The organism is Oceaniovalibus sp. ACAM 378 (assembly GCF_008085915.1).
Taxonomy (GTDB): domain Bacteria; phylum Pseudomonadota; class Alphaproteobacteria; order Rhodobacterales; family Rhodobacteraceae; genus Oceaniglobus.
Genome location: NZ_VSJK01000014.1, coordinates 80,792 through 104,621, shown reverse-complemented (window position 1 = coordinate 104,621; position 23,830 = coordinate 80,792). Strand labels below are relative to the sequence as shown.

Below are 23,830 nucleotides of genomic sequence, written 5' to 3'. Positions count from 1 at the left end.
GGTTCATGTCGTGCGCGATGCGGCCCCACGAAAAGCAGCTTGGCAAGGCACTTTGTCCAGAACATTGCACAACGTCGCCCGTCGGCATACAATCAACGCAGCCTCAAGTCTCCCTTACATTTTCGAAGGGTATCAGCATGCACATCGAAGTGAGTACGGACAACACCATTGATGGGAGTGAAACCCTCACGAACCTTATCACGGATTTGGTTCAGCAGGAGCTGGCCCATCTCGACGGCCATATCACCAGAATTGAAGTGCATCTCAGTGATCCCAGCACCGGTACAACCGGCCCCGAGGAAAAGCACTGCATGCTGGAAGCAAGACTCAAAGGTCACCAGCCCACGGTCGTGAAACATGCGGCATTGACGTTGGAGCAGGCCACGAAAGGCGCGGCGCGAAAAATGAAAAGCTCACTGGAAAGCGCTCTGGGAAAACTATCGGATCGCCATTGAGATACCCGGCAATGATTTCGTTTGGTAGCGATCCGGCTCCATCGCCAGAAGACAAGATACCTCTAAATGAAAGATCACAGAGTATGTCAGACGAAAAAGATCTATGGGCTCTGGAAGAACAGTTCTGGACGGGAGGTGCTGAAAGTGCGCGGAATATGTCCGCGAAAGGTGCTGTTTTCGTTTTGCCGTATCCCGTTGGAATCCTTCAGGGAGACTCGCTTTGGCGCGAGAGTATTGTCGCACAGCGATGGCGGTCTGTCGTCTTTACGATGCGCAGCTTCAATAAAGAGAAAAATGTTGCTGTTCTGGCCTATCACGTCGCCGCAGAGCGCGATGATATACCGATCTACAAGGCCCTCTGTACGTCCTCATATCTTCAGGATGACGGGAAATGGCTGCGGATGGCGCACCAGCAGACCCCTGAAACCTAACGTCTCGGCGGCTTCTGCATGGGACGGCGGCTTTGCAGCGACATTGCCGAGTGAGAGCGGGACAGGCAGGCAGCTGTGTGCAGCCTGCCCATAAATATGTCCGCGCGGGCGAACCTCTTAGCCGTTCATCCCGCCTTCATGCCTTCCACCACTATCGAAGCGCACGCGTCTGCGACCTCGTCACGGTACTTTTCGCTCACATTATCAACCCAGCCGGCCTCGATGACAAAGTCGTCGCGCTTATAGCTGCTTTCCTTCTTCAGGGCCGGAAGCATTTCCGGCTGCAGCTCTGCCCTGGCAACACAAAGTGGCGTAAATGCCTGGACGATAGCCGTCTCCGCGCTTGCCGTTTCCATCTCTCCAGCTGTTCCGCCCGTCACCCAGCCGCCCCAAGCGAAGCCGATGACCATTGCAGCGATCGCGCCACCGATAGCGCCCCATACTCCGGGTTTTACCCATTCTGGTGTCGTCATTATAAAATTATCCTTTTTGCCTGTAAGATTGACGGGTAACACGCAACACGCCGTCGTGACACCCCGCGCCGGGGTGCCGTCGATCAGCACCGCTGCGGAAAGATTTGATTTCTCGAGGGTTTTCACACTCCACGGGCTGTGTTGCACCACTCCCGCGCAAGGTTCATCTCATCAAAACTGCGTTTCGATTGCCGGGCAATGGGCAGCTCCAAGTGGCGCGTCTGGCGTAAGATCCAACTCGGGATCGACCGGGAAGCGCCCATACCGTCATCCCACCACGCAGAAACGCCCGCCCCGGGAAGCCAGCCACACGGGGGCGCCATCGCGCGCAACGAAGCCCTGCCGGCATCGGTATGCCTGAGACGCGCATCTGACGAAACGGGAGTGGATACCCCCGCCGGGGCACCGCCGAAGGCTATTGGGTGTCGCCCTCGCAGGGTTTCAGAACGATGGGTTCGCCTGATTGCGCGCCGAGATCAAGACACTCACCGTTCGCGCAGAGCGTCCAGCCCGCGCCGGTGGCACCGGATGCTGCAAGGATCAGCGCGGGCACCCGCAGATCTCCCGGCCACTCCCACCAGCCATCCCTGAACCGCGCGTTTTCGCCCGGCTCCATCCCTGCGCCGGACCCGCGAACCCGCGCCGCCGTCAGGGAAAGCGCGTGGTCGTGGATGCGCCAGTCTTCCTGCCATTCGACACGTTCGACCGAATGGGTCCAGCTGAGCTGGAAGTCCGGCGTGGTCAGCATCAGAACCGCCGCCCCGACCGCAAGACAGCTCACGCAGTGACCTTCCGCCGCCCCATCCATACGCAGCCCACAAACAGGGCGGTCAGGGCAAATCCCACCTCATCCGTCAGGGGCAGTGCTGCGACCAGCGTGAAGGCCGCGACCATCGCCAACGCTCGCAGCGGCCAGCCCAGAGGGCGTCCCAGCCAGCCGATCACTGCAATGCCCCACAGGCCGATCGACACGACCGTCTTCAACACCACATAGACTACGGCGGGCCAATATCCGATCGCTTCTGCCAGCGGTCCGCCATCCTGCAGCATCAGGGCAGGCGTATAAACGGCCATGAACGGAATGATGAAACCCGCCGCCGCCACCTTGATGGCCTCCATCGAAATTTTCAGCCCGCTTTCCTTGGCGATGGGGGCCGCTGCAAAACAGGCCAGCGCCACGGGCGGTGTGAGATCGGCAAGGATGCCAAAGTAGAAAACAAACATGTGGCTGACGATCAGCGGCACGCCAAGTGCCAGCAGCGCCGGCCCGGCGATGGTCGAGGTGATGATATAGTTGGGGATTGTCGGTATCCCCATCCCCAGCAGGATACAGGTCAGCATCGTCAGGATCAGCGACAGGAACAGGCTGGACTGGCCGACGGTCACAATGAACTGTCCAAAGGTGTTGGCAGCCCCCGTCAGGGTCATGGTGCCGATGATCACGCCAACCAGCGCGCAGGCGACGCCCACCGGCAACGCGGTCTTGGCCCCTTCTCCCAGACTGTCGCGACACAGCGCCAGCGTATCGCGCCCGCCGCGGGTCACGGCAGACACCGCGATCAGCACCGCGATGGCGGCGAAAATCACATTCGTCCCCCATTGCAGAAATCCCGCCGCGACGAGGCCAAGAGCAACCCAGAAGATGATACGGAAGATGCCTTCAGGAAGGTTCAGAACTGCAGAACCGCCGAGGATCAGCAAGATGGTCAGGCCCAGACCGATGGTGCCCGCAAACAGCGGAGTATAACCGCCGAAAAGCAGATAGACCAACACACCGAGCGGGACCAGAAGCATCCAGTTCTTGCGGATCGCGTCCATTGCCGAGGGCAGTTCTTCGCGGGACAGACCGCGCAAGCCGTGCCGCCCGGCCTCCAGATGGACGATCCAGAAAGCCGACAGGAAATAAAGGATCGCAGGAATAAGCGCTGCGCGTACGATTTCGATATATTGAACATCCAGCGTTTCGGCCATGATGAAGGCAACGGCCCCCATCACAGGCGGCATGAGTTGCCCGCCCATCGACGCCGTTGCCTCGACTCCGCCTGCGAAGGCGGGGCGATAGCCAAAGCGTTTCATCAGCGGAATTGTGAACTGTCCGGTCGTCACCACATTGGCGACGCCTGACCCCGAAATCGTGCCCATCAGGCCCGACGATACGACGGCGACCTTGGCAGCCCCGCCCTGACGATGCCCAAAAAGGCCCATCGCCACATCGGTGAACAGCCGGATCATCCCGGCGCGTTCCAGAAACGACCCGAAGAGGATGAAAAGAAAGATATAGGTGGACGAGACATAGACCGGAATGCCGTAGATACCTTCGGTCCCAAAGGTCATGTGATCGATCACCTGGCCAAAGCCGTATCCACGGTGATTGAACGGCGAAGGAAGGTACTCTCCGATCAGGCAATAGGCCAGAAAACCGCCCGCGATGATCGGCAGGGCAATCCCCATGATCGCCCAGGCCGCCGCGAATACCACAATGAGCGAGATCACACCAAAGACAATATCAATGTCCAGCGGCCGACCGGCCCGCAGGATCAGCGGCTTGTATTCCCACCACTGGTAAAGCGCCACAGCAACCCCTGCGGCGGCAAACGTCCAGGCCAGCGCACGGAGCGACGCCCCGTCGTACCGGGCATAGGCGACCAGTGGAAAGGTCAGAAAGGTCAGAAAACCGACGTGGAACGCCCGGACGATCTGGCTGGGAAGATCAATCACGTGGGATGCCGTGCCGATCTGGAAAAGCGAAAACACCACGGCGGTCCAGAACAGGATTCGCCCGATGTTCCCTGTTGGAAAGCTGACGCCGTGACCCTCGGCCGGAAGCGGCGGGGTTGCTGGATTACTCATGGTTGTTTCCCCGAAAATCCATTGTTCAAAAGCCCGTTCGTCAAAAACCAGAGGCGGGGCCGCGCCGCCACAAGCGGCAAGCGCGGCCCCGTTGGGCTCACTTCAAAATGCCCTTCTCGCGATAGTAACGCTCGGCTCCGGGATGCAGCGGGATCGGCATGCCGTCCAGCGCATTCTCCAGCTTGATCAGCTTGGCCGCCTGATGCGATGCTGCCAGGGTGTCGAGGTTTTCAAACAGCTCCTTGGTCATCGCATAGGCGATATCGTCGCTGACGCCTGCGTTGGTGACAAGATAGTTCGAGATCGCCACGGTCGGCACGTCAGCGTCCTGACCGTCATAGGTGCCCGCCGGGATCGAGGCCGCGATATAGGGCGCGCCCAGATTTTCCGCCACTTGGGCTGGAACGGCGACCACGGTGATCGGCAATGACGACGCAAGATCGCGGATCGAGGACACGCCAAGCCCAGCCGATTGCAGTGTCGCGTCAAGCTGGCGGTTCTTGATCAGCTCGACCGATTCAGCGAATGGCAGATATTCGGTTTTGCCCAGATCCTCATAGGACATGTCCATCGCGCCAAAGATTGCGCGGGCGTTCAGCTCGGTCCCCGAAGCAGGGGCGCCGACCGACAGGCTGGCGCCTTTAAGCCCTGCGAAATCGGTAATGCCTGATTCTTTCGACGCGACGATCTGGATGTAGTTCGGATAGATCGCCGCAATCCCGCGCAGCTGGTCCAGCTTGGTCGGAAAGCCTGCTTCCTCGTCGCCGGCCCAGGCGGCGGCAACTGTATCGCCAAGCGCAAAGGCGATTTCGCCGCGCCCATCCTGAATCAGGTTCATGTTTTCAACGCTGGCCTTGGTGGATTGCACCTGAGTGCGTACGCCGTCGATCTTTTCACCATAGATATTGGCCAGTCCGGCCCCCAGAGGATAGTAAACCCCCGATGTTCCCCCGGTCAGCACGTTGATGAAATCCTGCGCTTTGGCCGCGCCGGTCAGGCTGACCGCTAAGGCGAATGCGCCGGCTGCGGATGTAACAAACTTGTTCATTTGGTTCTCCCTTGAATGTCGGCTTCCCTTGCGGGGATTGCCTGTGCCCGAGCAACGCGAAGCGCCAAGCAGGTAAAACATGCTTGAGCATTCCCCCCTGAATATCAAGAGCACGCATTGGGAAATCTCGGTTGGGAATACGCCCGCAAAAGGCGGTCTTTCGCCGTTTCATCCGGGCATCCCGCACCTGAAAGGCCGCCGCCCCCGCCCTATCCCACAAGCTGCATCGGTTCCGCCACCTGATCTCCCGGCCCGGGGCAACGTCAGCTAGCGGATCTCGTTCACATAGTGAAAATCGCTGGTCAGTGCCGCGTGCCGCATCAGGCAGATCGGATTGTTGAGCTGGTCGAACCCGGTTTCGTCGATATCGAGAAGAGCATGCGGCGTGTCCGGATCGAGCATCAACAACGCACAATCCTGTGCCGTTGCCAGCCGGGCGGTCACTGCTTCACGCACGGCAGACAGGCGAACACGGTGGGCTTGCAGCAGCCACGTGTAAAGATGCGTCGGGGCTTTGCCCGGCTCATCCGGTAGATCGGGCGCAATGGCAAGCGGGATCACCACGCGGTCGATCATCACCGGCCTGCCTTCGACCTCGCGTACCCGCACCATCGCGCAGACCGGTTCACCGGCGTTACATCGCAAGCTTTCGGCCTCTGCCTGCGTGGCGGCTCTGTGGATCGCTTCGACGACTCTCGTTGTCGTGGTGATCAACACACCCGCCGTCGTATGGAGCCGGTAGTAACGATAATACCGGGCCAGAGTATGATGCGGTGTGCGCCCGGTGACAATCGTACCCGTGCGCCGCCGCCGCGTAACAACGCCTTGCGCGACCAGATCCTGCATTGCCCGCCGGATGGTGCCGCTGGACACGTCCAGCAGCCGGGCAAGTTCTGCTTCGGCGGGCATAACATGACCCTCCGTCCAATCGCCCAGAACGATCCGTTTCATGATCCGTTCCTTGACCTGCTCGTGCAGGGTCGTGGCCTTGACCGCGCCGCCAAGTTCAAGGGTCGTTCGCTGGCTGTCCAGGGGTGGAGAATTCGCGTCCATAATACTTTCTACTTGCCATCTTACACATTTCTCTTTTCTATATAGTAATGAAAGATGATTCTGAAATAGAAACGAGATCGCGCACAATGTTGCGTGAACTTACCCGGCTCGTAGCCTGCGATACGTCGCTGCCACCCGGCGAGAACTACGGTGCGCTATGCGATCTCGTCGAAGAGATCTTTGCACCGCTCGAGTGCAGCTCGGAGCGGGTCGTCGTACCGGAAGATCTGTGGTCAGCAGCCGGGCTGCGGGGTGAGCGGATCAACCTGATCCTTCGGCCCGACATGGGCGGCCCGAACCTTCCCGAGGCACTGATCTACTTCCACACCGACACCGCCGCGATCGGTGACGGCTGGACGCATCCACCCCTGGATGTGACCCTGGACGGGGAAAAGGTGTTCGGGCGCGGAACCGCCGATATGAAGGGGACGATCGTCGCCGTTTGCGACGCCCTGCTTCAGCTGCGCGGCAAACCCCTGGCCTTTCGGCCGGTCCTTGCGTTCTGCACCGACGAAGAAGGCGGGCGCCATCCCGGAATCCGATATCTGGCTGAGACCCGCACCCTGCCGGACGTCCTGCTGAATCTGAACGGACCTGCCGAACCACGCATTTGGGCGGGCTGCATGGGATCTCTGAACTTTCAACTTCGCATCCAAGGAAAAAGTGCCCATTCCGGCGAACCGGAACGCGGAATCAACGCGATCGACCTTGCCCTGCCCGCAATCGAGGCGTTAAGAACCCTTGCGCAACAGGTCAAAACACGCGTCGCCAACATGCCGCCGCCGCCCTGGAGTGACGGTCCCATCCACGCAAAACTGACGCTGACCGCGATTCACGCCGGGTCTGGCGGATCGGCGATACCGGGACAGTGCGACATCGTCATCAACCGGCGATACACGCCCGACGAAACGGCCGAAGCTGCCGAACGCGAAATACAATCCGCCATCGCCGGGGTGCTCGACGATGGCATCTGGACACTGGAAACCATCGGCCACCTTCCCCCTGTCGGCAATCCCGATGGACCTGCGACAGACCGTTGGACCGCCGCGCGCGCCAAAGCCTTTGGACTGACCCCAAACGATTTCATCCGCTACGGATCTGGAACGTCTTCGGATTTTGGCTGGGTCCAGAAGGCCGGACAACGTCACATGTTGCTTGGCGGTCTCGCAAGGCCAGAACGCAATGTTCACGGTCCGGACGAACACACGACCCTGTCCGACCTGAACGAGCTGTCGCGAGCGGTCGAACTGTTCCTCTCCGCCGGTTTCGCGCCTGAAAGCTTCGATAAACCGGCCGCCACAGGAACGAGCGGCACAACCCCAACTGAGGAGACTGCAAAATGACCAAATTCAACGTATCACGCCGCCATCTGCTTCTGACCGGCGCCGCCTCGGGTGCGCTGGCACTGGGCTTTTCACCCAAAATCGCCCACGCCCAGATGGCGGGCGGGACGCTTCGGGTCGGGCTCAACATCACACCTGTCGTGCTCAATCCGATGCTGACGCGGCTCAACTCTGAATACATGCTCGCCGAAATGCTCTACTCCGGCCTCACGACTCTTGGCTTGGACATGTCGGCCCAGCCCGATCTGGCAACCGAATGGAGCGCCAATGATGACGCGACCGAATGGCGTTTCATACTGCGCGAAAACGCGACTTTCTCGAATGGCGAACCGGTCACATCCGCGGATGTCGTCGCATCGTTCAAGAAACTGCTTGATCCCGAAACGGCCGCACCGGGCAGCCGCAACCTTGGCCCGATTGCCGAGGTAACGGCAGACGGCGATTTTGCTGTGATCTTCCGCACCGAATCTCCCTATGCCGATCTGCCCGTTTCGCTCTGTTATCCGACGGCCAAAGTCATTCCGGCCGCCATCGCAGAGGGCGATTTCGAAAGCCTTGCTCAGACGCCGCTCGGATCCGGGCCCTTCCGCATGGTCGAATTCTCAGCCGATCAGCGGGCGGTGGTCGAAAAGAACCCGGATTACTTCCTTGACGGGCAACCGCTGCTCGACCGGGTCGAAATCATCACTTTCCCCGATGCCGCCGGCGCGGGAGCCGCCATGCTGGCGGGCGAGATCGACATGTTGCTGGAAGTGCAGCCGACCGACTTTGCGCGCATCGCAGACGCCAGTGGAATCACCGGGTTAAGAACCCCGTCCGGCCGGTTCCTTGACGTGGTTATGGATTGCACGGTCGAACCGTTCAACGATCCGAGAGTGCGCGCCGCGCTGGCCATGTCTGTCGACCGCGAAGCGATGGTCGAACTGGTGGCCGAAGGATACGGTACGCCGGGCAACGATTCACCCTTGAATGAAGCCTATCGCTTCTATTCCGGCGCACCCTATAAATCCTATGATCCCGAAGGGGCCAAGGCGCTTTTGGCTGAAGCCGGGTATCCCGATGGGTTGTCGCTCGAACTCGTTGCCTCGGCAAAGCCCGACTACCGCAGCGCCATGGCCGTCGTTTTGCGTGAAATGGCCCGCCCGGCGGGATTCGACATCTCGGTCAAGACGATGGACCACTCTTCCTATCTGGATCAGGTCTGGAAGAAGGGCAGCTTTTATGTGGGTTTCTACAATATGCAACCGACAGAGGGCGCGATCTTTAACCTTTTGTTCACGTCCGGGGCATCCTGGAACGAAACGCGCTGGAACAATCCGGAATTCGACGCGCTGATCGAAACAGCCGACCGCACCATCGATGATTCAAAACGCGCAGAACTCTATGCCGATGCCCAGGCCATGATGCGTGACGAAGTGCCGGCACTGATCCCCTGTTTCTTCGATCTGCTGGGTGCCCAGGCGGATTATGTCGAGGGATACAAACAGCACCCGCGTGGCTCAAATTACGGGCTTCACATGGTTTCGCTCGGTGAAGGCGCTCCGGCGCGCTGAAGCAAACGGCGGGGGAAACCAGCAATGTCGGTCACATTCTTGATCCGGAGACTGTTCTACTTGGTCCTGACGGCAATTGTCGTCTCGATGATCGTGTTCGGCGTCACACAGGTTCTTCCCGCCAATGCGGCCCAGATGATCCTGGGCGAATATGCGACCGAGGAGGCCTTGGCCGTGCTCAACGCGCGGCTTGGGCTGGATGAACCGGCAGTGGTGCAATACTGGCACTGGCTTTCCGGTGCCCTGACGGGTGATTTTGGAACGTCGCTGCGCACAAGTCAGCCGGTTGCTCCGGTGATCATGGAAGCGTTCGGGCGTTCCGCCCTGCTGGCCGGTTTCTCACTTGGCCTTGTGGTTCTGATCAGCATCCCACTGGGTGCCGTGGCGGCGCTGCGGCGCGGGCGCGCCACCGATCTTGCCGTATCCTTCGTCAGTTATCTGGGAGTCTCGCTGCCTGAATTCGTTCTGGCGACCCTGTTGCTGGTGTGGCTCGCAGGGCCGTCAGTCGGGCTTTTCCCAGCGTCTGGTTATATATCCTTCCTTGTCGATCCGCTGGATGCGCTGCACCACATCGCTTTGCCGGTGATCACACTTACCATCATACTGACGGCCCATATCAGCCGGATGGTCCGCTCCGAGATGGTCGATACGCTTGGCAGCGATTTCGTGCGGGCCGCTCGTCTGCGGGGGCTCAGCCGTCGGCGGGTGATCGTCAATCACGCCCTGCGAAACTCGCTCTTGCCCGCAATCACGGTGATCGCGCTGGATGTCGGTTACCTGATCGGCGGCGTTATCGTCGTCGAAGAGGTGTTCTCGTTTCCCGGGCTCGGCCGCCAGCTGATCCTTGCGATCCAGAACCGCGACCTTCCGATGCTGCAGGCCGGCGCGTTGGTCATGGCGATGACCTATGCGGTCGCCAATCTGCTTGCCGACCTCGCTTATGCCGCGCTCGACAAAAGGATCCAGTTCGAATGAGAAAGCTTTTCGCCATTCTGGGTGCGCTCATGCGCAACCCTCAGGGTGCTTTGGGACTGGTGCTGTTCCTCTTGTTGCTGGCGCTCGTTGTTCTTGGGCCGGTCTTGGCTCCGGCGGACCCGGAATCCTTCAATTATGGCGCTCGCTTTGCCGCGCCTTCGCTCGAATTTCCGCTTGGAACTGATTGGTATGGCCGCGATCTGCTGAGCCGGGTCATGTCGGGGGCGCGATCCACAGTCCTTCTCGCGCTTCTCGCTACGGGGATCGGCACGGTGGCCGGTGCTCTGATCGGCGTGCTTTCGGGGTATCTCGGAGGCGGTGCTGACGAAGTGGTCATGCGGCTCAACGATGCGGTAATGGCCATTCCCGGCCTTCTGTTCGCCCTGATGATTATCGCCGTTCTCGGGTCGTCCTCGATCAATGCGGTGATCGCCATCGGCATCGCCCAGACCCCCGGCATGGCACGTGTTGCACGGTCGGTCACGCTGCAAGTGCGGGCGCTCGACTATGTCTCTGCTGCTCGGGCGCGCGGAGAACCGACAAGCTGGATCGTGCTGGCAGAGATCCTGCCCAACACCATCGCACCGATCATTGTCGAGGCGACTATCCGCGTTGCTTTCGCCGTGATGACCCTTGCGACCCTGTCATTTCTGGGGCTTGGCGCACAACCGCCCTCGCCCGAATGGGGGCTGATGATCGCCGAAGCGCGCAGCCACCTTTTCCGGTCGCCCTGGCCAATCATCGTTCCGGGTGCGGCGATCGCGCTGGTCGCGGTCACGTTCAACCTGCTTGGGGACGGGCTGCGCGACGTTCTCAACCCCCGTTCCGGAGGACATTGACCATGTCAGACACTCCACCCGTTCTGACGATCGAAAACTACGCCCTCAGCTATGCCGGGCCGGACGGACCGATCCGCATTCTGGACGATATCAACCTGACCATCCGCCGCGGCGAAATTCTGGGGCTCGTCGGGGAAAGCGGTTCGGCCAAGTCGTCTCTTGCCAATGCCATCATGCGCGATCCGACGGGAAAGGTGGTACATGAGTCCGGTCGCATCCTTCTGTCGGGCACCGATTTGACCGCGCTTGGGGAGAAAGCGCTGCAAAAGGTGCGCGGGGAACGGATCTCCATGGTTTTCCAGAATGCCGCCACCGCGCTCGACCCGACCCAGACGTTGGGCGATCACCTGATCGAGACTCTGGCGCAGCACCGCGGCGGATCGGGTCTTCGTGCAAAAACGCTGGAATTGCTGGGACATGTCGGGCTTCCCGATCCCGAAACCATGCTGTCGCGGTATCCGCACGAGGTTTCGGGCGGTGAGAAACAGCGTGTCCTGCTGGCGCTTGCCCTCGCCTGCGAACCTGAACTGATCGTTTTTGACGAACCCACGTCTGCGCTTGATGCGACCACCGGTGCAAGGTTGCTTGACCTTGTGCGCGGCCTGCAGCACGAAACTGGAATATCGGGCCTGTTCATCAGTCATGATCTGGGCACCGTTGCAGAAATTGCGGACCGGATCGCGGTGATTTACGGCGGGCGGATCGTCGAGATCGCGGAACCGGGCCCGTTGTTCGCACGGCCGCGCCATCCCTATACGCGCGCATTGCTCTCCAGCCTGCCGCGCCCGTCCGACAGCCTGACCGGCCGGCGCCTTGCGATAAGTCATGCGGCGCCCGCGCCGCGGCTCGGCATGCCGCCGCCCTGCATCTATTCTGCGTCTTGCCCGCATCATCTCCCTGAACTCTGTGACGCCGCCCAAGTGAGGTTGCAGGTTCGGGACGGCCGGCAACTGGCCTGTGTGCGCGCCGATGCGGTGGAACAGTCACGCAGTGAAGCGACAGAATGGCCGGCCGTTACAGTCCCTGTAGACCAGCCGCTGATCGAGGTGTCCGGGATGGATGTCGTCTATGGCCGCACCAGCCTGCTTGACCGGATTGCACGACGACCGATCCGCCGGACGCGGGCGCTGGTCGATACCAGCCTGACGCTGAGGCCCGGTGAAACACTTGCCATCGTCGGGGAATCGGGCTGCGGCAAATCTACGCTGGCCCGTGCGCTGACCGGTCTGGCGCCCTATTCAGGAACGCTGAGCCTTGACGGAACGACGGTCGATGAAATGGACCGCGCCTATCGTTCGGATGTGCAGATCATCTTTCAGAACCCCGACAGTTCGCTCAATCCCCGACATACCATCGCCACGATTCTGTTGCGGCCGCTGAAACTGTTCCGCCCGGAGTTGAGCCGCCGCGAGCGCCGCGAGGAAGTCACCAAAATCCTTGAACGGGTCCGCCTGCCAGCCGAGTATGCGTCACGTTTTCCGCATCAATTGTCAGGCGGAGAGAAGCAGCGGATCGCCATCGCGCGCTCTTTTGCTGCCAATCCCAAGGTAATCATTTGCGATGAGATCACCAGCGGGCTGGACGCCTCGGTGCAGGCCGCGATCGTTCGTTTGCTGCGGGACATTCAGGCGGAGACCGGGGTCGCCCTGATCTTTATCACCCATGACCTTGGCGTGTTGCGCCACGTCGCGCACCGGGTCGCAGTGATGTATCTGGGCGAGATCGTCGAAACCCGCGACATGGCCAGCCTCGATCATCCGCCCTATCACCCCTATACTGAGGCGTTGATGTCCTCGTCGCCATCGATCGACCCGGACAGCGAGACCACGCGCATCCGGCTGACCGGCGAGTTGCCAACACGGTCGGAGGCGCTGCCGGGCTGCCCGTTCGAAAGCCGTTGCCCCCGCCGCCTTGGCGAAATCTGCAAGACACCGCCGCCGCTGCATGATTTCGGCAACGGCCACCGTATTCTTTGCCATATCGATGCCCGAACATTGGCCGAAATGCCTCCGGTCTGGCGCTTTTCCAAGACAATTATGGAGCCCCTGTCATGACACCCGAACAGATCGTCGCCCGCATTGACGAAACCGCCTGCCTGGAACGTCTGGCCGGTATGGTGCGCCACAAAAGCTATACAGAAACCGACGGCGAACGCGAACTGGCCGAAAAGATGCATGAGACCATGCTGGGCCTCGGGCTAGAGTCGGAATTGCAACCTGTCACGGAAAAACGGGTCAACGCAATTGGCCGCTGGAAAGGCACGGGCAAGGGACCGTCGCTGTTGTTCAACGGACATCTCGACACCAACCCGGCAACCTCCGGCTGGACGGTTGACCCATGGGAAGCCAAGATCGACGATGAATTCATCTATGGCATCGGTGTCTCAAACATGAAGGCCGGCGATGCCGCCTATCTTTCGGCAGTTGAAACCCTGATGGCCTGCGGATTGCGGCCCAAAGGCGATGTCATCCTGTCCTTTGTCGTGGGCGAGCTTCAGGGCGGTATCGGAACGGTGCGCATGATTGAGCAGGGCATACGCGCCGACTATTTCATCAACTCAGAACCGACCGACCTGCAGGCACTCACGCTTCATGCGGGGGCTTTTTCGTTCGAGATCGAGCTTTACGGAAGCACCCGTCACCTGTCCAAGCGCGAAGAAGCCTGCGATGCACTGGCCGCCGCCGCTGCCCTTGTGCCCCGCATCAATGGGATCACATTCTCGGGCGCCGAAGGGCCGGCGCACCGGTCGGTCAATCGCGGCCATGTCGGCGTGCTTCGGGCCGGACTGGGTGACGAATTCCACGAATGGCGCCCTCCGCAGGTGGCGGACCGGGCGCGACTTTTAGGGACATGCCGCTACGCGCCAAGCCAGTCCATCGAAAGCGTCATGGATGACATGCGCCAGATGCTTGAATCCCTCAAGCTTGAGTTCCCGGGGCTGGAATACCGGCTGGGGTCCCACGATCTGCGCAAGAATAAGCCGCAGATGCCGCCCTTCGAAGTCGCTGCCGATGCCTTTGTCGTGAAGGCCGTGAACCGCGCGCACGAGGCAGTCCGCGGCATGCCGCAACCCACCGGCGCCATCCGGCCCCCGGCGTTTTACGGAACCGACGCCGCTCACCTTGCTGCTGCGGGCATGGAGGGTGTTGTCTGCGGACCGGGCGGTGAATTCAACACGATGCCGGACGAAAGGGTCCGCATTCGTCAGTATCTGGACTGTGTCGCGATCTATATCCACGCGATCTGCAACATCTGCGGAGTTGAAAAGGCATGAACAAAGTCCCAGCCCCCTTTGCCGCGCGGCTCGCCCGCCTGCGCTCGGAAATGAAGCAGGCCGGGTGCGATCTGTATCTGTGCGACCATGCTGAAATGCTGGCTTGGCTGACCGGATACACCGTGTCCGAAACGTTCTATCGCGCCGCGATCGTACCGGCAGTCGGCGATCCGGTCTGGATCCTGCGTGCGATCGACGAGGTCCCGTGCCGCGCGGCCACATGGCTTGACGACATCGTCACCTATGCCGATCACGAAGACGCCCATGCCATAGTAGCGCAGGCCATTGACCGGTTCCGGCCCGCCGTCATCGGCGCGGATTTTTCCAGCTACGGCTTCACTCATGCGACCTTCCTGCGGTTGTCCGAACTTCTCTCCGACGCGCGGTTCGTCGATCTGCCTGGAAGCGCCAACATCCTGCGGGCGGTAAAAGACGAACAGGAAATTGCGTATATCTCGGCCGCAGCGGCCATCGCCGATTCTGCAATGGAGACGATCCGTTCGCAACTCGCTCCGGGAATGCGCCCCCGCGACGCCGCTGCCATTGCGGCACACCATTACCTGTCCAACGGGGCGGACGATTACTGGGTCGGACCGATCTCCATCTCGCGCAGGGCCAAAGGCGACGGGCACGACATGGGGTTCCTTCACGCGACGATCAGCGATGAACGGCTGGCAGCCGGCGATGTGCTTCATGTGGAGCTGGTGCCGCGGATCTCGAACTATTCTGCCCGGTTCATGCGCTCGATCAGTCTCGGTGCGCCCTCGGCCGCTCTGACCGGTGTGATGGACCGGCTGGTCGCGCTGCAGGACGCGCAGTTTGCCGCCATGATCCCCGGCACCAAGGCAAAGGCGGCGGACGCCATTCTGCGAGAGGGGCTCCTGACAGAAGGCTTGCGCACGGCCATGCCCAATATCTCGGGCTATCAGGTCGGACTGTATGCCAAGACACCAAGGTCTTCTGACACGTCGCTCTGCTTGCACGAAACCGCCGAATGGCAATTCGAAATAGGTCAGACGTTTCACGTCTATGCAACCGCCCAAGGCCTCGCGCTGTCGGAAACCGTGGTGATTGAGCCAGAAGGCGCCAGACGGCTGACACAGACCGAACGATGCATTCTTATCGCGGGCGGTTGACCTGTATCGGTCGCGGAACGTGGCCACGTTTGGGATGTCCCGCTCCAAGGGCGTGCATTTACTGACTTATGCTGGCTTTGTTTCCACGCATTTGGCTTTCGCGGTGGGACCAGTGCTGTTTTGGGCTTCCGGCCAAGATGGATCCAACGATCATCACAGAACAGACAAATTGCGATGAAACGCAGTTAATCGGAGAGGCTCAAAGCCACTGTTTCGCTGGACGCGCCCCTTAACCGTTGGTCCACCGGACGGCCTCGATACAAATTTCAGGACCCGGAACGTCAATTATCTTTGTGATCCGGTATTTTCATAGTAACAACAACATGCGGTGATGGTTGGCGTCTTGGAGGAGACGCCTTCGACCTTTGCCGTGTGTTTCGCATTGTTTTCGATGTTCAATGTTCGACTCTGAAAAATGGCGTTACGCTGGCGCCCCGAGCATTGTCCGGCACATATTCTGGGAGGATAGAAGTGAAAAATTCCGATACAATGGGCCGACGGTCCTTTCTCAGGAAAACCGCCCTTGGCGGAGCGGCTGCGGGTGTCGGCACGCTCGCCGCGCCGGCTGTTATGGCGCAAGCACCGAGAGTGTTGAAGATGCAGTCGGCCTGGCCGTCGTCCAACGTCTGGCAAGAGATGGCGCAGGATTACGTGACCCGCGTCGAGGCGATGGCGGGTGGACGTCTGAAGATCGACCTGCTGCCGGCCGGTGCGGTCGTCGGCGCGTTCCAGGTTCTGGATGCGGTTAACGACGGACTGCTCGACATCGGCCACGACGTGCCGGTCTATTGGTACGGTAAAAACAAGGCGGCGTCGCTGTTCGGCACCGGTCCCGTGTTCGGCGGATCGGCCACCACGATGCTGAACTGGTTCTACGAGGGCGGCGGCAAGGCGCTGTATGACGAACTGACGCAGGACATCATGGGTCTGGATATCGACGGCTATATGGCCTTTCCGATGCCCGCCCAGCCCTTCGGTTGGTTCAAGAACCCGGTGACCAAGGTCAGCGACCTTCAGGGGTTCAAGTACCGCACCGTCGGGCTGGCGGCTGACTTGATGACCAAGCTGGGCATGTCGGTGGCGCAGCTTCCGGGCGGCGAGATCGTGCCGGCGATGGAGCGTGGCGTGATCGACGCGTTCGAATTCAACAACCCGTCGTCCGACCGTGACTTCGGCGCACAGGACGTGGCCAAGAACTACTTCCTGTCGTCCTATCATCAGGCGTCGGAATCGTTCGAATTCCTGTTCAACGGCCTGCTGATGGAAGACATGGAGCCGGACCTGAAGGCGATCCTGATCTACGGCGTCGAGGCAGTATCGACCGCCAACACCGCCAAGGGGGCACGTCGCTATTCCGCTGACCTGAAATACCTTCAGGAAGAAGCCGGCGTCGATGTGCAGCGCACCTCGAAGGAAATCCTCGCCGCGCAGCTGAAAGCCTGGGACGAGATCATTCCCGAGCTGGAGGCCGATCCCTTCATGAAGAAGTGCCTGGACAGTCAACGCGCCTGGGTGAACGACGTCGTGTTCTACGAGTTGATGAACGCGCCAGACTATGCGCTGGCCTATGAGCACTACTTCCCCGGCCGACTGAAGATGTGACAGTTGCCGTGACGGCTCCCGCCCGTGGCGGCGGGGGCCAACCTTATCTTTCGGGGACCACTCTATGCTTCGATACATCCGGTTCGCCGATGCCCTTTCGGCATGGTTCGGAAAGACCTTTGCCTGGCTCATCGTGTTCATGGCGGTGGGCACGGGATATGAGGTGTTCGTCCGCTATGTCCTGAACAGCCCAACATCCTGGGCGCTGGACGTGTCGTTCATCATGTACGGCACGCTGTTCATGATGGGCGGCGCCTATACCCTGTCGCGGCGTGGCCATGTGCGGGGCGATTTCCTGTACCGGCTGTGGTCGCCACGCTGGCAGGCGCGTGTCGATCTGGTCCTTTATTTCCTGTTTTTCTTTCCCGGTGTACTGGCGCTGATCTTCGCCGGTTGGAAATACGCCGCGCGCTCGTGGTCCTATGCTGAAGTGTCGGTGAGCAGCCCGGCGGGCATCCCGATCTACCAGTTCAAGACAGTGATCGTGGTGGCCGGAGTTCTGTTGTTCTTTCAGGGCATCGCCGAAGTGTTCCGCTGCATCCACTGCATCCGCACCGGCATATGGCTAGAGGCGGACGAAGACGTGTTTGAAACCGAAGATATTTTGATGAAACAGGTCTCGATGGCCGAAAAGGACGCCCATCCATGACCGATCCACAAGTCGCCCTGTTCATGCTTGGGCTTTTCATTGTCTTTGTCTTCCTGGGCTTTCCCATTGCCTTTACCCTGATGGCGATGGGCATCGGGTTCGGCTATTACGCCTATTTCGACGAGCGCCGCATGTGGCGGTCGTTCGATCGGCTGGATCAAGAGCTTGCCTCGTGGTGGGACCAGACCAACCTGTGGGTCGAGGGGCTGTTCAACAACCGCATCTTCGATCTGTTCGTCAACCAGACCTATACGGTGATGAGCAACGATGTGCTGACCGCCGTGCCGCTATTCCTGTTCATGGGATATATCGTCGAACGGGCCAACATCGTGAACCGGCTGTTCGACACGCTGAACATCGCATCGCGCCGGATTCCGGGCAGCATGGGGGTGGCCGCGCTGATCACCTGCGCGCTGTTCGCCACGGCGACGGGGATTGTCGGTGCGGTCGTCACGCTGATGGGCCTGCTGGCGCTGCCGGCGATGCTGAAGGCGCGGTATGATCCGGCCTTCGCGTCGGGCATCATCTGCGCGGGCGGCACACTGGGCATCCTCATCCCGCCCTCGATCATGCTGATCGTCTATGCCGCCGCGTCGAACGTGTCGATCGTGAAACTCTATGCCGGGGCCTTGCTGCCGGGCCTGACACTGACCGGACTTTACCTGATCTATGTGGTCGGCCGGTCGATCCTGCAACCCAGTGTCGCCCCGAGACCCACCCGCGAAGAGGTTCCTGATGTGCCGGGCGGCAAGCTGTTGCTCATGGTCGTGACGTCCTTCGTGCCACTGGCCGTGCTGATCTTCGCCGTGCTGGGGTCAATCCTGTTCGGGCTTGCCACGCCGACCGAGGCGGCATCGATCGGTGCGCTGGGGGGAATCCTGCTGGCGTTTCTCTATCGGGCAATGACGTGGCAGAGGATGCGTGAATCGGTCTACCTGACCGTAAGGACCACGGCGATGGTCTGCTGGTTGTTCGTCGGTTCCTACACCTTCAGCTCGGTGTTCTCTTATCTTGGCGGCGAACAGGTGATCAGCGAATTCGTGCAGTCGATGAATCTGACGCCGCTGATGTTTCTGCTGCTGGCGCAACTGATCATCTTCCTGCTGGGTTGGCCGCTGGAATGGTCCGAGATCATCATCATCTTCGTGCCTATTTTCCTGCCGTTGCTGGTAATTTTCGACATCGATCCGCTGTTTTTCGGGGTATTGGTGGCGCTGAACCTGCAGACGAGTTTTCTAACGCCACCCATGGCCATGTCGGCCTATTACCTTAAAGGCATTGCGCCGCCCGAGGTGAAGCTGACGCAGATCTTCGCCGGCTGCCTGCCATTCCTTGTCTGTGTGCTCATCTCTATGGTGCTGATGTATGTCTTCCCGCAGATCGTCTTTTATCTGCCGAATGCGTTTTATGGAAACTGAGCCGCAAGCCCCCGACGCCGTCACCCTGCGCGACCGGATCGCACAGGGGGCCGTATCCGTGGCCGACGTGGCCGCGCATTACATCGCCCGGATCGAGGCGGCAGACCCCGAGATCGGCGCCTTTGTCTGGTTCGACGCCGGGTTTGTCCGCCATCAGGCCGAGATGCTGGATGCGCAACGCCGTGCCGGACGGCCCATCGGCCCGCTGCACGGGGTGCCGGTGGCTCTGAAGGACGTGATCGATACCGCGCGTATTCCCACAGAAAATGGCACCGCTCCGGATTCAGGACGGGTGCCAGACACCGACGCCGATCTGGTTGTACGGCTGAAATCTGCGGGCGCGCTGATCCTCGGCAAGACGGTCACCTGCGAACTGGCCTTCATGACCCCATCGGCCACAAAGAACCCCCATGACGAAACTCGCACGCCCGGCGGATCGTCGGCGGGGTCTGCGGCCGCCGTCGCCGCGGGGATGGCGCCGCTGACCGTGGGCACACAGACCGGTGGTTCAGTGATCCGACCGGCCTCATTCTGCGGCGTAACCGGGTTCAAGCCAACGTTTGACGCGATTTCGACAAGGGGCGTACTGTCGCAAGCGCCCAGCCTCGACACCGTCGGGGTCTTCGCGCGCACCCCGCGCGAGGCAGCGCTGCTGTGCGATGTGTTGTTCGCCACCGAACAGGGCGGAGTCGCGGTGCCGCCGCCGGGCCTGCTCCGCTGCGTGGACGCGGGCGCGCCGCTGCCTCCGGTGCTGGCCGTTCTGCGCCCGCCCGGATGGGACCGTGCAACACCAGAAACCGTCGAAGCCATGGACGAGCTGACCACTGCCCTGGGCGATCAGGCCTTCGTCATCGAGCTGCCCGCACTCTTCGACGAGGCCGATGCCGCCCGTCGCTGCATCAACGTCGCAGAAATGGCCCGTTGCTTCCATTCCTACGCAAAGCGAGGCGGTTTGGGTGACGCGGTCACTGCCGCCATCGCCGAGGGTGACACGATCCTTGCCCGTGACTATATCGCCGCGCTGGACTGGTCCGGCGTGCTGAACGCCCTGTTAGACGAGGTCTTCGCGCGCTGCGACGCCATCATCTGCCCCGCAGCCCTTGGCCCGGCACCGGGGCGCGACACCACGGGAGATCCGGTGTTCAATGGATTGTGGACGCTGTGCGGCACACCCGCCGTCACCGTTCCCGTGCTGGACATCGACGGTCTGCCGCTGGGCGTGCAACTGATCGGGCCGCGCGGCGGCGACGCCCGCCTGCTGCGCACAGCGCAATGGCTCTACGATTGGATCGACACCGCCAAGGGAGAGACGTCATGAACCGGATCATCGCCTTTGCGGCCTTTCTGGCCTTCGCGGGTTTCGTCGGCATCCTGATCATCGCAGTGCCCAGCCCCGATCTGATCGGCGTGGCGCTGTTGACTGTCGCGTTGGTGATCTGGGATCTGGTCACATCGTCAAATCGCAAAGACTGAGACTGTGGCCGGACGCTTAAGAAGCCACCTGCGCGTCTTGACGAATTGGCCACGCTCGCCGCTCAAGCGCCTGAGAAGGCGCAATATCCGGGCCGGAAGGTGACACCCGACAACCGGCTTGAATGCCCCTCAAATCGTCTGCAAGGCGAACAACTGCCGCTCAACGCGTAAAGCGGGTCATCAGCGCGGCGTCGATCCGATCCGTCTTCGCATGCGCTCCCCGACTGGCGGAAACGACCCTGATCTCTGCAGCAATGTCCCGACGGGGTGCGCGGGCGGCAGTTGGCGCGACATGATCCCGGCTGCGTCAAGTGTCGCCATTCCTGACCGCCACCACCCGGACGACTGATCCACTGGATTGATCTTCCGATCCTCCCACCCCTTAAAGCGCGCCGAGCGGCCCGGTTCAAACCAAGTAGCCGCCCAGTTTGCCGCGCAGGTCATCGCAGAACCGGGCGGGCCGTCCTGCCGCCGTGTTGACATGCACCAGAAATCCGACCGCCGCGGCCGTGGTTTCATCGTTGCGGAACATCGCGAGGTCATAGCGTATCGAGGACCGGCCCAGATGCCCGACCCGCAGCCCGACTGTCACCAGATCCGGATAAGCCATCTCGGCAAAATACCGGCATCCGGTTTCGGCCACCAGAAACCGCTCGTCGCTGTCGGGCGCTTGCATGTTGTCCAGATCGCGCAGAAGCAGGTTCACCGTGGTATCGAAAAACTGGTAATGTACCGCATTGTTCATATGCCCGAAGGCATCGTTGTCGAACCAGCGCGTGGTCAATTGTACGGTGCGGGGATAGGCGGCAAGGGCGCGCTGCGGCGTCTCTAACATGCCGTCTCGTATATCCCGAGGGTGGCATTCCGGGCGGTGTTCATCAGCCGTGCCTGATTCATCGCGCCGCTTGCCATGGCACGCAACCCAGATTCGGCGCGACCGGGCATGGCGGTTGCCATCGTCCCCGGATCGGTGACGATCAGGATACGCGCACGCAGCAGGGGCGCGGCACTCTCGCCGGTCCGGTCCAGAAGGCCGAAACCAAAGCGGACCGAAGGCCTGATGTCGAAGGTGAAAGATGTCATCTATTCGTCCTTGTCAGCGCTTTCACCGACGGGATCATAAAGTCGTTCGAACTGCGCCGTCACCCGGACATCCAGTTCTTCAACTTCAATCCCCAGATCCCGCGCGAAAACTTCCCTGAACAGTGCATAACCATACACCCCGGCAGCATAGCTGGCGTGCAACGCCGGGATGTCATCGGTGTCCGGCGTCAGGCCAAGGGCGCGGTCACGTTCAAGCTGCAACAACGTGGTTTCGGCGTTCGGCATCAGGCGCGGCGCGGTCGAACCGTCCAGATGCAACAGAGTGGTCAGCCGCAGCGAAGATCCCCCCTGCAGCAGCGCGCGCAGCCCGTGCGCCACCCGCGCACCAAGGCGCATGGGTTCGTTTGGGGTCTTCGTCTGCACATGCCGCTTGCGCAACTCATGCTTGATCGCCGAGCGCAAAAGCCCCCGGCGTGAACCAAAGTGATGATACACCAGCGTCCGGTTCACGCCTGCGGCCTTTGCGACTTCGTTCAGGTTGATGCCATTCAGCACCCCCTGCTTTTCAAGCATGTCGAGAACAGCCTCTTCCACCTTGGTTGCGGTATCGGTCTGATCCGCGCGGGCGTCAGCTTTTGGTGACATCTGCTTTCGCTCCTTAAAGTCCTGCGAATTTTTCCCGCACATGGGGGCCGCGCAGGGGTCCGAGCAGCAAAGCGCCGTCGAGATCTTCGATATTGCCGAAAGAGGCCCGCGCGGCGATGGCCCGGAACTGACGTTTCGTCAAAAAGAGCGCTTCGGGATCGATTTGCAACAGGTTTTCGATCCGCTGCTGCACTTTATCCGCAAGAACATCGGCGGCGTAAACATCGGAAAACAGCCCGGCATCGACCGCCTGCTGGCCTGAAAGCTCCTCGAATTCCGCCAGCATGGCCCACGCCCTTGTGGTGCCGACCAGTTCGATCAACCGGTACAGCGCGCCCCAGCCCAGCGGCAGCGCCAGCTTGAGTTCAGGCAGCGACATCCTGGCATCGTCCGCCGTGAACCGCATGTCACAGCACATCGCCATGACAAGACCACCGCCCACCACATGGCCATGCACCTGCGCAATGGTCAGGGCGTTGGTGCCCATCAGCGTGCGCTTCAACTGTATGCCAATCTCGATGGCATTCTGGGCGCGGCCGACATTCTCTTCGCTGGATTTAAAGCCGGGATACTGCTTGCGGTCTGCTCCGGCGCAGAACGAACGCCCCGCGCCGCGCAACAGGATGATACGGGCGCCCTTGGCGTCGGCTTGCTGAAAGGAATAGGCCACTTCGTTCAACGCCTCGGATGACATGGCGTTCAACGCTTCCGGACGGTTCAACGTAACGGTGGCGACGGTTTCAGCGTCGTTCCAAGTGAGATAAATACTCATTTACCGCTCCAGTTCGGTTGGCGTTTCTCGGTAAAGGCAAGGGCGGCCTCGGTTCCGTCGGCAGTGGCGACCATGGCAGAGTGGCGGCGCGCCTCGCGGTCCAGCGCCTCGGCAAAACCAATCTCATCCGCGTCATTCAGGTTCTGCTTGATCAGCGGCAGAGCCAGAGGCGCGGCAGCGGCCAGATCGCGCGCCACTTCGGTCACGGCATCCATCAGAGCGTCGGGGTCGTGGATGGCGGACACAAGGCCCATATCCAGCGCTTCCTGCGCTGTGATCGGCTTTGAACGCAGGTAAAGATCACGCGCCCGCCCTGCCCCGACGATGCGCGGCAACAGCCAGGTTCCGCCAAAATCGCCTGACAATGCGGCATTGCGGAACGCCGTGGCAAACCGCGCCTTGTTCGAGGCAAAGCGCAGGTCGGTTGCGCAGGCCCACGAAAATCCAGCCCCCGCGCAGGCACCGTTGATCGCGGAAATCGTGATCTTGGGCATGTCGCGCAAAAGTTGCGACGAACGCATGAAATTGCGCAGCCGCCCGACCTGCGACGCCAGCGGCGGATCGCCCGCCACCGCACCGCCCGGACCGCGTTTCAGATCGCCCCCGGCGCAGAACGCACGGCCCGCCCCGGTCAGGATCAGAACCCGGATTGCATCATCACCGGCGACCTTCTCCAGTTGCTCCAGAACATTGTCCAGAAACGCAGGCGTCATGGTATTCATCGCATCGGGACGGTTCAGCGTCAGCTTGGCGACGCCGTCTTCGATGGTTTCAAGGATGGTATGCTGTTCGCTCAT

The 23,830-nt window shown here is 60.9% G+C and carries 24 protein-coding genes and 1 pseudogene; 15 read left to right on the top strand and 10 right to left on the bottom strand.

Annotated features, from left to right (window positions below; genetic code table 11):
- Positions 1-137: 137 nt before the first annotated feature.
- The gene (locus FQ320_RS18360; protein WP_148474796.1) at positions 138-455 is read left to right on the top strand and encodes an HPF/RaiA family ribosome-associated protein; all 318 of its coding nucleotides are present in this window, start codon (positions 138-140) and stop codon (positions 453-455) included.
- 83 nt (positions 456-538) lie between these two features.
- Positions 539-886, top strand: a complete 348-nt coding sequence (locus FQ320_RS18355; protein ID WP_148474795.1) for a hypothetical protein — start codon at positions 539-541, stop codon at positions 884-886.
- Positions 887-1,011: 125 nt separating this feature from the next.
- Here the strand turns inward: FQ320_RS18355 and FQ320_RS18350 are convergent, their stop codons facing one another.
- Entirely contained in the window at positions 1,012-1,485 is a 474-nt protein-coding gene (locus tag FQ320_RS18350) for a hypothetical protein (protein ID WP_148474794.1), read from the bottom strand.
- 125 nt (positions 1,486-1,610) lie between these two features.
- Between FQ320_RS18350 and FQ320_RS26895 the strand changes: the two are divergent.
- Positions 1,611-1,772, top strand: a pseudogene (locus FQ320_RS26895) (IS5/IS1182 family transposase); the annotation flags it as partial.
- A gap of 2 nt (positions 1,773-1,774) precedes the next feature.
- Here the strand turns inward: FQ320_RS26895 and FQ320_RS18345 are convergent.
- From FQ320_RS18345 to FQ320_RS18330, 4 genes are all read right to left on the bottom strand, one after another.
- Positions 1,775-2,140 carry a DUF1850 domain-containing protein gene (locus FQ320_RS18345; RefSeq protein WP_370513083.1) on the bottom strand — a complete coding sequence of 122 codons (366 nt, stop codon included), beginning with the start codon at positions 2,138-2,140 and terminating at the stop codon, positions 1,775-1,777.
- Complete coding sequence (locus tag FQ320_RS18340; protein WP_148474792.1) at positions 2,137-4,209, bottom strand: TRAP transporter permease; 2,073 nt, start codon at positions 4,207-4,209, stop codon at positions 2,137-2,139. The genes FQ320_RS18345 and FQ320_RS18340 overlap by 4 nt, the downstream gene beginning before the upstream one ends.
- A 97-nt stretch (positions 4,210-4,306) precedes the next feature.
- Positions 4,307-5,257, bottom strand: coding sequence for a TAXI family TRAP transporter solute-binding subunit (locus tag FQ320_RS18335; protein ID WP_148474791.1), 951 nt, complete (start codon positions 5,255-5,257; stop codon positions 4,307-4,309).
- Between the two features lie 267 nt (positions 5,258-5,524).
- The gene (locus tag FQ320_RS18330; RefSeq protein WP_148474790.1) at positions 5,525-6,310 is read right to left on the bottom strand and encodes a GntR family transcriptional regulator; all 786 of its coding nucleotides are present in this window, start codon (positions 6,308-6,310) and stop codon (positions 5,525-5,527) included.
- Between the two features lie 86 nt (positions 6,311-6,396).
- Between FQ320_RS18330 and FQ320_RS18325 the strand changes: the two genes are divergently transcribed.
- The 12 genes from FQ320_RS18325 (at position 6,397) to FQ320_RS25780 (ending at position 20,572) form a co-directional block, all read left to right on the top strand.
- Positions 6,397-7,653, top strand: a complete 1,257-nt coding sequence (locus FQ320_RS18325; RefSeq protein WP_187393963.1) for a M20 family metallopeptidase — start codon at positions 6,397-6,399, stop codon at positions 7,651-7,653.
- On the top strand, positions 7,650-9,206 hold the full coding sequence (locus FQ320_RS18320; RefSeq protein ID WP_148474788.1) for an ABC transporter substrate-binding protein: 1,557 nt from the start codon (positions 7,650-7,652) through the stop codon (positions 9,204-9,206). Before FQ320_RS18325 ends, FQ320_RS18320 begins: the two co-directional genes overlap by 4 nt.
- A 24-nt stretch (positions 9,207-9,230) precedes the next feature.
- Entirely contained in the window at positions 9,231-10,181 is a 951-nt protein-coding gene (locus tag FQ320_RS18315; protein WP_148474787.1) for an ABC transporter permease, read from the top strand.
- Complete coding sequence (locus FQ320_RS18310; protein ID WP_148474786.1) at positions 10,178-11,020, top strand: ABC transporter permease; 843 nt, start codon at positions 10,178-10,180, stop codon at positions 11,018-11,020. Before FQ320_RS18315 ends, FQ320_RS18310 begins: the two co-directional genes overlap by 4 nt.
- A gap of 2 nt (positions 11,021-11,022) precedes the next feature.
- Entirely contained in the window at positions 11,023-13,074 is a 2,052-nt protein-coding gene (locus FQ320_RS18305) for an ABC transporter ATP-binding protein (RefSeq protein ID WP_148474785.1), read from the top strand.
- Positions 13,071-14,294: a M20 family metallopeptidase gene (locus tag FQ320_RS18300; protein ID WP_148474784.1), complete on the top strand. Its 1,224-nt coding sequence runs from the start codon at positions 13,071-13,073 to the stop codon at positions 14,292-14,294. The genes FQ320_RS18305 and FQ320_RS18300 overlap by 4 nt, the downstream gene beginning before the upstream one ends.
- Complete coding sequence (locus FQ320_RS18295) at positions 14,291-15,430, top strand: Xaa-Pro peptidase family protein (RefSeq protein WP_148474783.1); 1,140 nt, start codon at positions 14,291-14,293, stop codon at positions 15,428-15,430. Before FQ320_RS18300 ends, FQ320_RS18295 begins: the two co-directional genes overlap by 4 nt.
- Positions 15,431-15,919: 489 nt before the next feature.
- On the top strand, positions 15,920-17,032 hold the full coding sequence (locus FQ320_RS18290) for a TRAP transporter substrate-binding protein (protein ID WP_148474782.1): 1,113 nt from the start codon (positions 15,920-15,922) through the stop codon (positions 17,030-17,032).
- Between the two features lie 64 nt (positions 17,033-17,096).
- A complete protein-coding gene (locus FQ320_RS18285) occupies positions 17,097-17,681 on the top strand; it encodes a TRAP transporter small permease subunit (protein ID WP_148474781.1) in 585 nt (194 codons plus the stop codon).
- On the top strand, positions 17,678-19,099 hold the full coding sequence (locus FQ320_RS18280; RefSeq protein ID WP_148474780.1) for a TRAP transporter large permease subunit: 1,422 nt from the start codon (positions 17,678-17,680) through the stop codon (positions 19,097-19,099). The genes FQ320_RS18285 and FQ320_RS18280 overlap by 4 nt, the downstream gene beginning before the upstream one ends.
- Positions 19,089-20,417 carry an amidase gene (locus FQ320_RS18275; RefSeq protein ID WP_148474779.1) on the top strand — a complete coding sequence of 443 codons (1,329 nt, stop codon included), beginning with the start codon at positions 19,089-19,091 and terminating at the stop codon, positions 20,415-20,417. The genes FQ320_RS18280 and FQ320_RS18275 overlap by 11 nt, the downstream gene beginning before the upstream one ends.
- Positions 20,414-20,572, top strand: coding sequence for a hypothetical protein (locus FQ320_RS25780; protein WP_187393962.1), 159 nt, complete (start codon positions 20,414-20,416; stop codon positions 20,570-20,572). Before FQ320_RS18275 ends, FQ320_RS25780 begins: the two co-directional genes overlap by 4 nt.
- 406 nt (positions 20,573-20,978) lie before the next feature.
- Here the strand turns inward: FQ320_RS25780 and FQ320_RS18270 are convergent, their stop codons facing one another.
- The 5 genes from FQ320_RS18270 to FQ320_RS18250 are packed head-to-tail and all read right to left on the bottom strand — an operon-like array spanning position 20,979 to position 23,830.
- Complete coding sequence (locus FQ320_RS18270; RefSeq protein WP_148474778.1) at positions 20,979-21,407, bottom strand: thioesterase family protein; 429 nt, start codon at positions 21,405-21,407, stop codon at positions 20,979-20,981.
- Entirely contained in the window at positions 21,401-21,655 is a 255-nt protein-coding gene (locus tag FQ320_RS18265; RefSeq protein WP_148474777.1) for an iron-containing alcohol dehydrogenase, read from the bottom strand. Before FQ320_RS18265 ends, FQ320_RS18270 begins: the two co-directional genes overlap by 7 nt.
- The gene (locus FQ320_RS18260) at positions 21,656-22,261 is read right to left on the bottom strand and encodes a TetR/AcrR family transcriptional regulator (RefSeq protein WP_187393961.1); all 606 of its coding nucleotides are present in this window, start codon (positions 22,259-22,261) and stop codon (positions 21,656-21,658) included.
- Positions 22,262-22,274: 13 nt separating this feature from the next.
- Positions 22,275-23,033, bottom strand: coding sequence for an enoyl-CoA hydratase/isomerase family protein (locus FQ320_RS18255; RefSeq protein ID WP_148474775.1), 759 nt, complete (start codon positions 23,031-23,033; stop codon positions 22,275-22,277).
- Positions 23,030-23,830, bottom strand: a complete 801-nt coding sequence (locus FQ320_RS18250) for an enoyl-CoA hydratase/isomerase family protein (protein WP_148474774.1) — start codon at positions 23,828-23,830, stop codon at positions 23,030-23,032. Before FQ320_RS18250 ends, FQ320_RS18255 begins: the two co-directional genes overlap by 4 nt.

Excerpts from the sequence above, each read along its gene's own strand:
- FQ320_RS18260 (WP_187393961.1), bottom strand. The coding sequence starts at position 22,261 with ATGTCACCAAAAGCTGACGCCCGCGCGGATCAGACCGATACCGCAACC.
- FQ320_RS18355 (WP_148474795.1), top strand. The coding sequence starts at position 539 with ATGTCAGACGAAAAAGATCTATGGGCTCTGGAAGAACAGTTCTGGACG.
- FQ320_RS18310 (WP_148474786.1), top strand. The coding sequence starts at position 10,178 with ATGAGAAAGCTTTTCGCCATTCTGGGTGCGCTCATGCGCAACCCTCAG.
- FQ320_RS18335 (WP_148474791.1), bottom strand. The coding sequence starts at position 5,257 with ATGAACAAGTTTGTTACATCCGCAGCCGGCGCATTCGCCTTAGCGGTC.
- FQ320_RS18320 (WP_148474788.1), top strand. The coding sequence starts at position 7,650 with ATGACCAAATTCAACGTATCACGCCGCCATCTGCTTCTGACCGGCGCC.
- FQ320_RS18250 (WP_148474774.1), bottom strand. The coding sequence starts at position 23,830 with ATGAGCGAACAGCATACCATCCTTGAAACCATCGAAGACGGCGTCGCC.
- FQ320_RS18315 (WP_148474787.1), top strand. The coding sequence starts at position 9,231 with ATGTCGGTCACATTCTTGATCCGGAGACTGTTCTACTTGGTCCTGACG.
- FQ320_RS18290 (WP_148474782.1), top strand. The coding sequence starts at position 15,920 with ATGGGCCGACGGTCCTTTCTCAGGAAAACCGCCCTTGGCGGAGCGGCT.
- FQ320_RS18275 (WP_148474779.1), top strand. The coding sequence starts at position 19,089 with ATGGAAACTGAGCCGCAAGCCCCCGACGCCGTCACCCTGCGCGACCGG.
- FQ320_RS18295 (WP_148474783.1), top strand. The coding sequence starts at position 14,291 with ATGAACAAAGTCCCAGCCCCCTTTGCCGCGCGGCTCGCCCGCCTGCGC.
- FQ320_RS18265 (WP_148474777.1), bottom strand. The coding sequence starts at position 21,655 with ATGACATCTTTCACCTTCGACATCAGGCCTTCGGTCCGCTTTGGTTTC.
- FQ320_RS18330 (WP_148474790.1), bottom strand. The coding sequence starts at position 6,310 with ATGGACGCGAATTCTCCACCCCTGGACAGCCAGCGAACGACCCTTGAA.
- FQ320_RS18325 (WP_187393963.1), top strand. The coding sequence starts at position 6,397 with ATGTTGCGTGAACTTACCCGGCTCGTAGCCTGCGATACGTCGCTGCCA.
- FQ320_RS18305 (WP_148474785.1), top strand. The coding sequence starts at position 11,023 with ATGTCAGACACTCCACCCGTTCTGACGATCGAAAACTACGCCCTCAGC.
- FQ320_RS18270 (WP_148474778.1), bottom strand. The coding sequence starts at position 21,407 with ATGTTAGAGACGCCGCAGCGCGCCCTTGCCGCCTATCCCCGCACCGTA.
- FQ320_RS18300 (WP_148474784.1), top strand. The coding sequence starts at position 13,071 with ATGACACCCGAACAGATCGTCGCCCGCATTGACGAAACCGCCTGCCTG.
- FQ320_RS18285 (WP_148474781.1), top strand. The coding sequence starts at position 17,097 with ATGCTTCGATACATCCGGTTCGCCGATGCCCTTTCGGCATGGTTCGGA.
- FQ320_RS18340 (WP_148474792.1), bottom strand. The coding sequence starts at position 4,209 with ATGAGTAATCCAGCAACCCCGCCGCTTCCGGCCGAGGGTCACGGCGTC.
- FQ320_RS18280 (WP_148474780.1), top strand. The coding sequence starts at position 17,678 with ATGACCGATCCACAAGTCGCCCTGTTCATGCTTGGGCTTTTCATTGTC.
- FQ320_RS18360 (WP_148474796.1), top strand. The coding sequence starts at position 138 with ATGCACATCGAAGTGAGTACGGACAACACCATTGATGGGAGTGAAACC.
- FQ320_RS25780 (WP_187393962.1), top strand. The coding sequence starts at position 20,414 with ATGAACCGGATCATCGCCTTTGCGGCCTTTCTGGCCTTCGCGGGTTTC.
- FQ320_RS18255 (WP_148474775.1), bottom strand. The coding sequence starts at position 23,033 with ATGAGTATTTATCTCACTTGGAACGACGCTGAAACCGTCGCCACCGTT.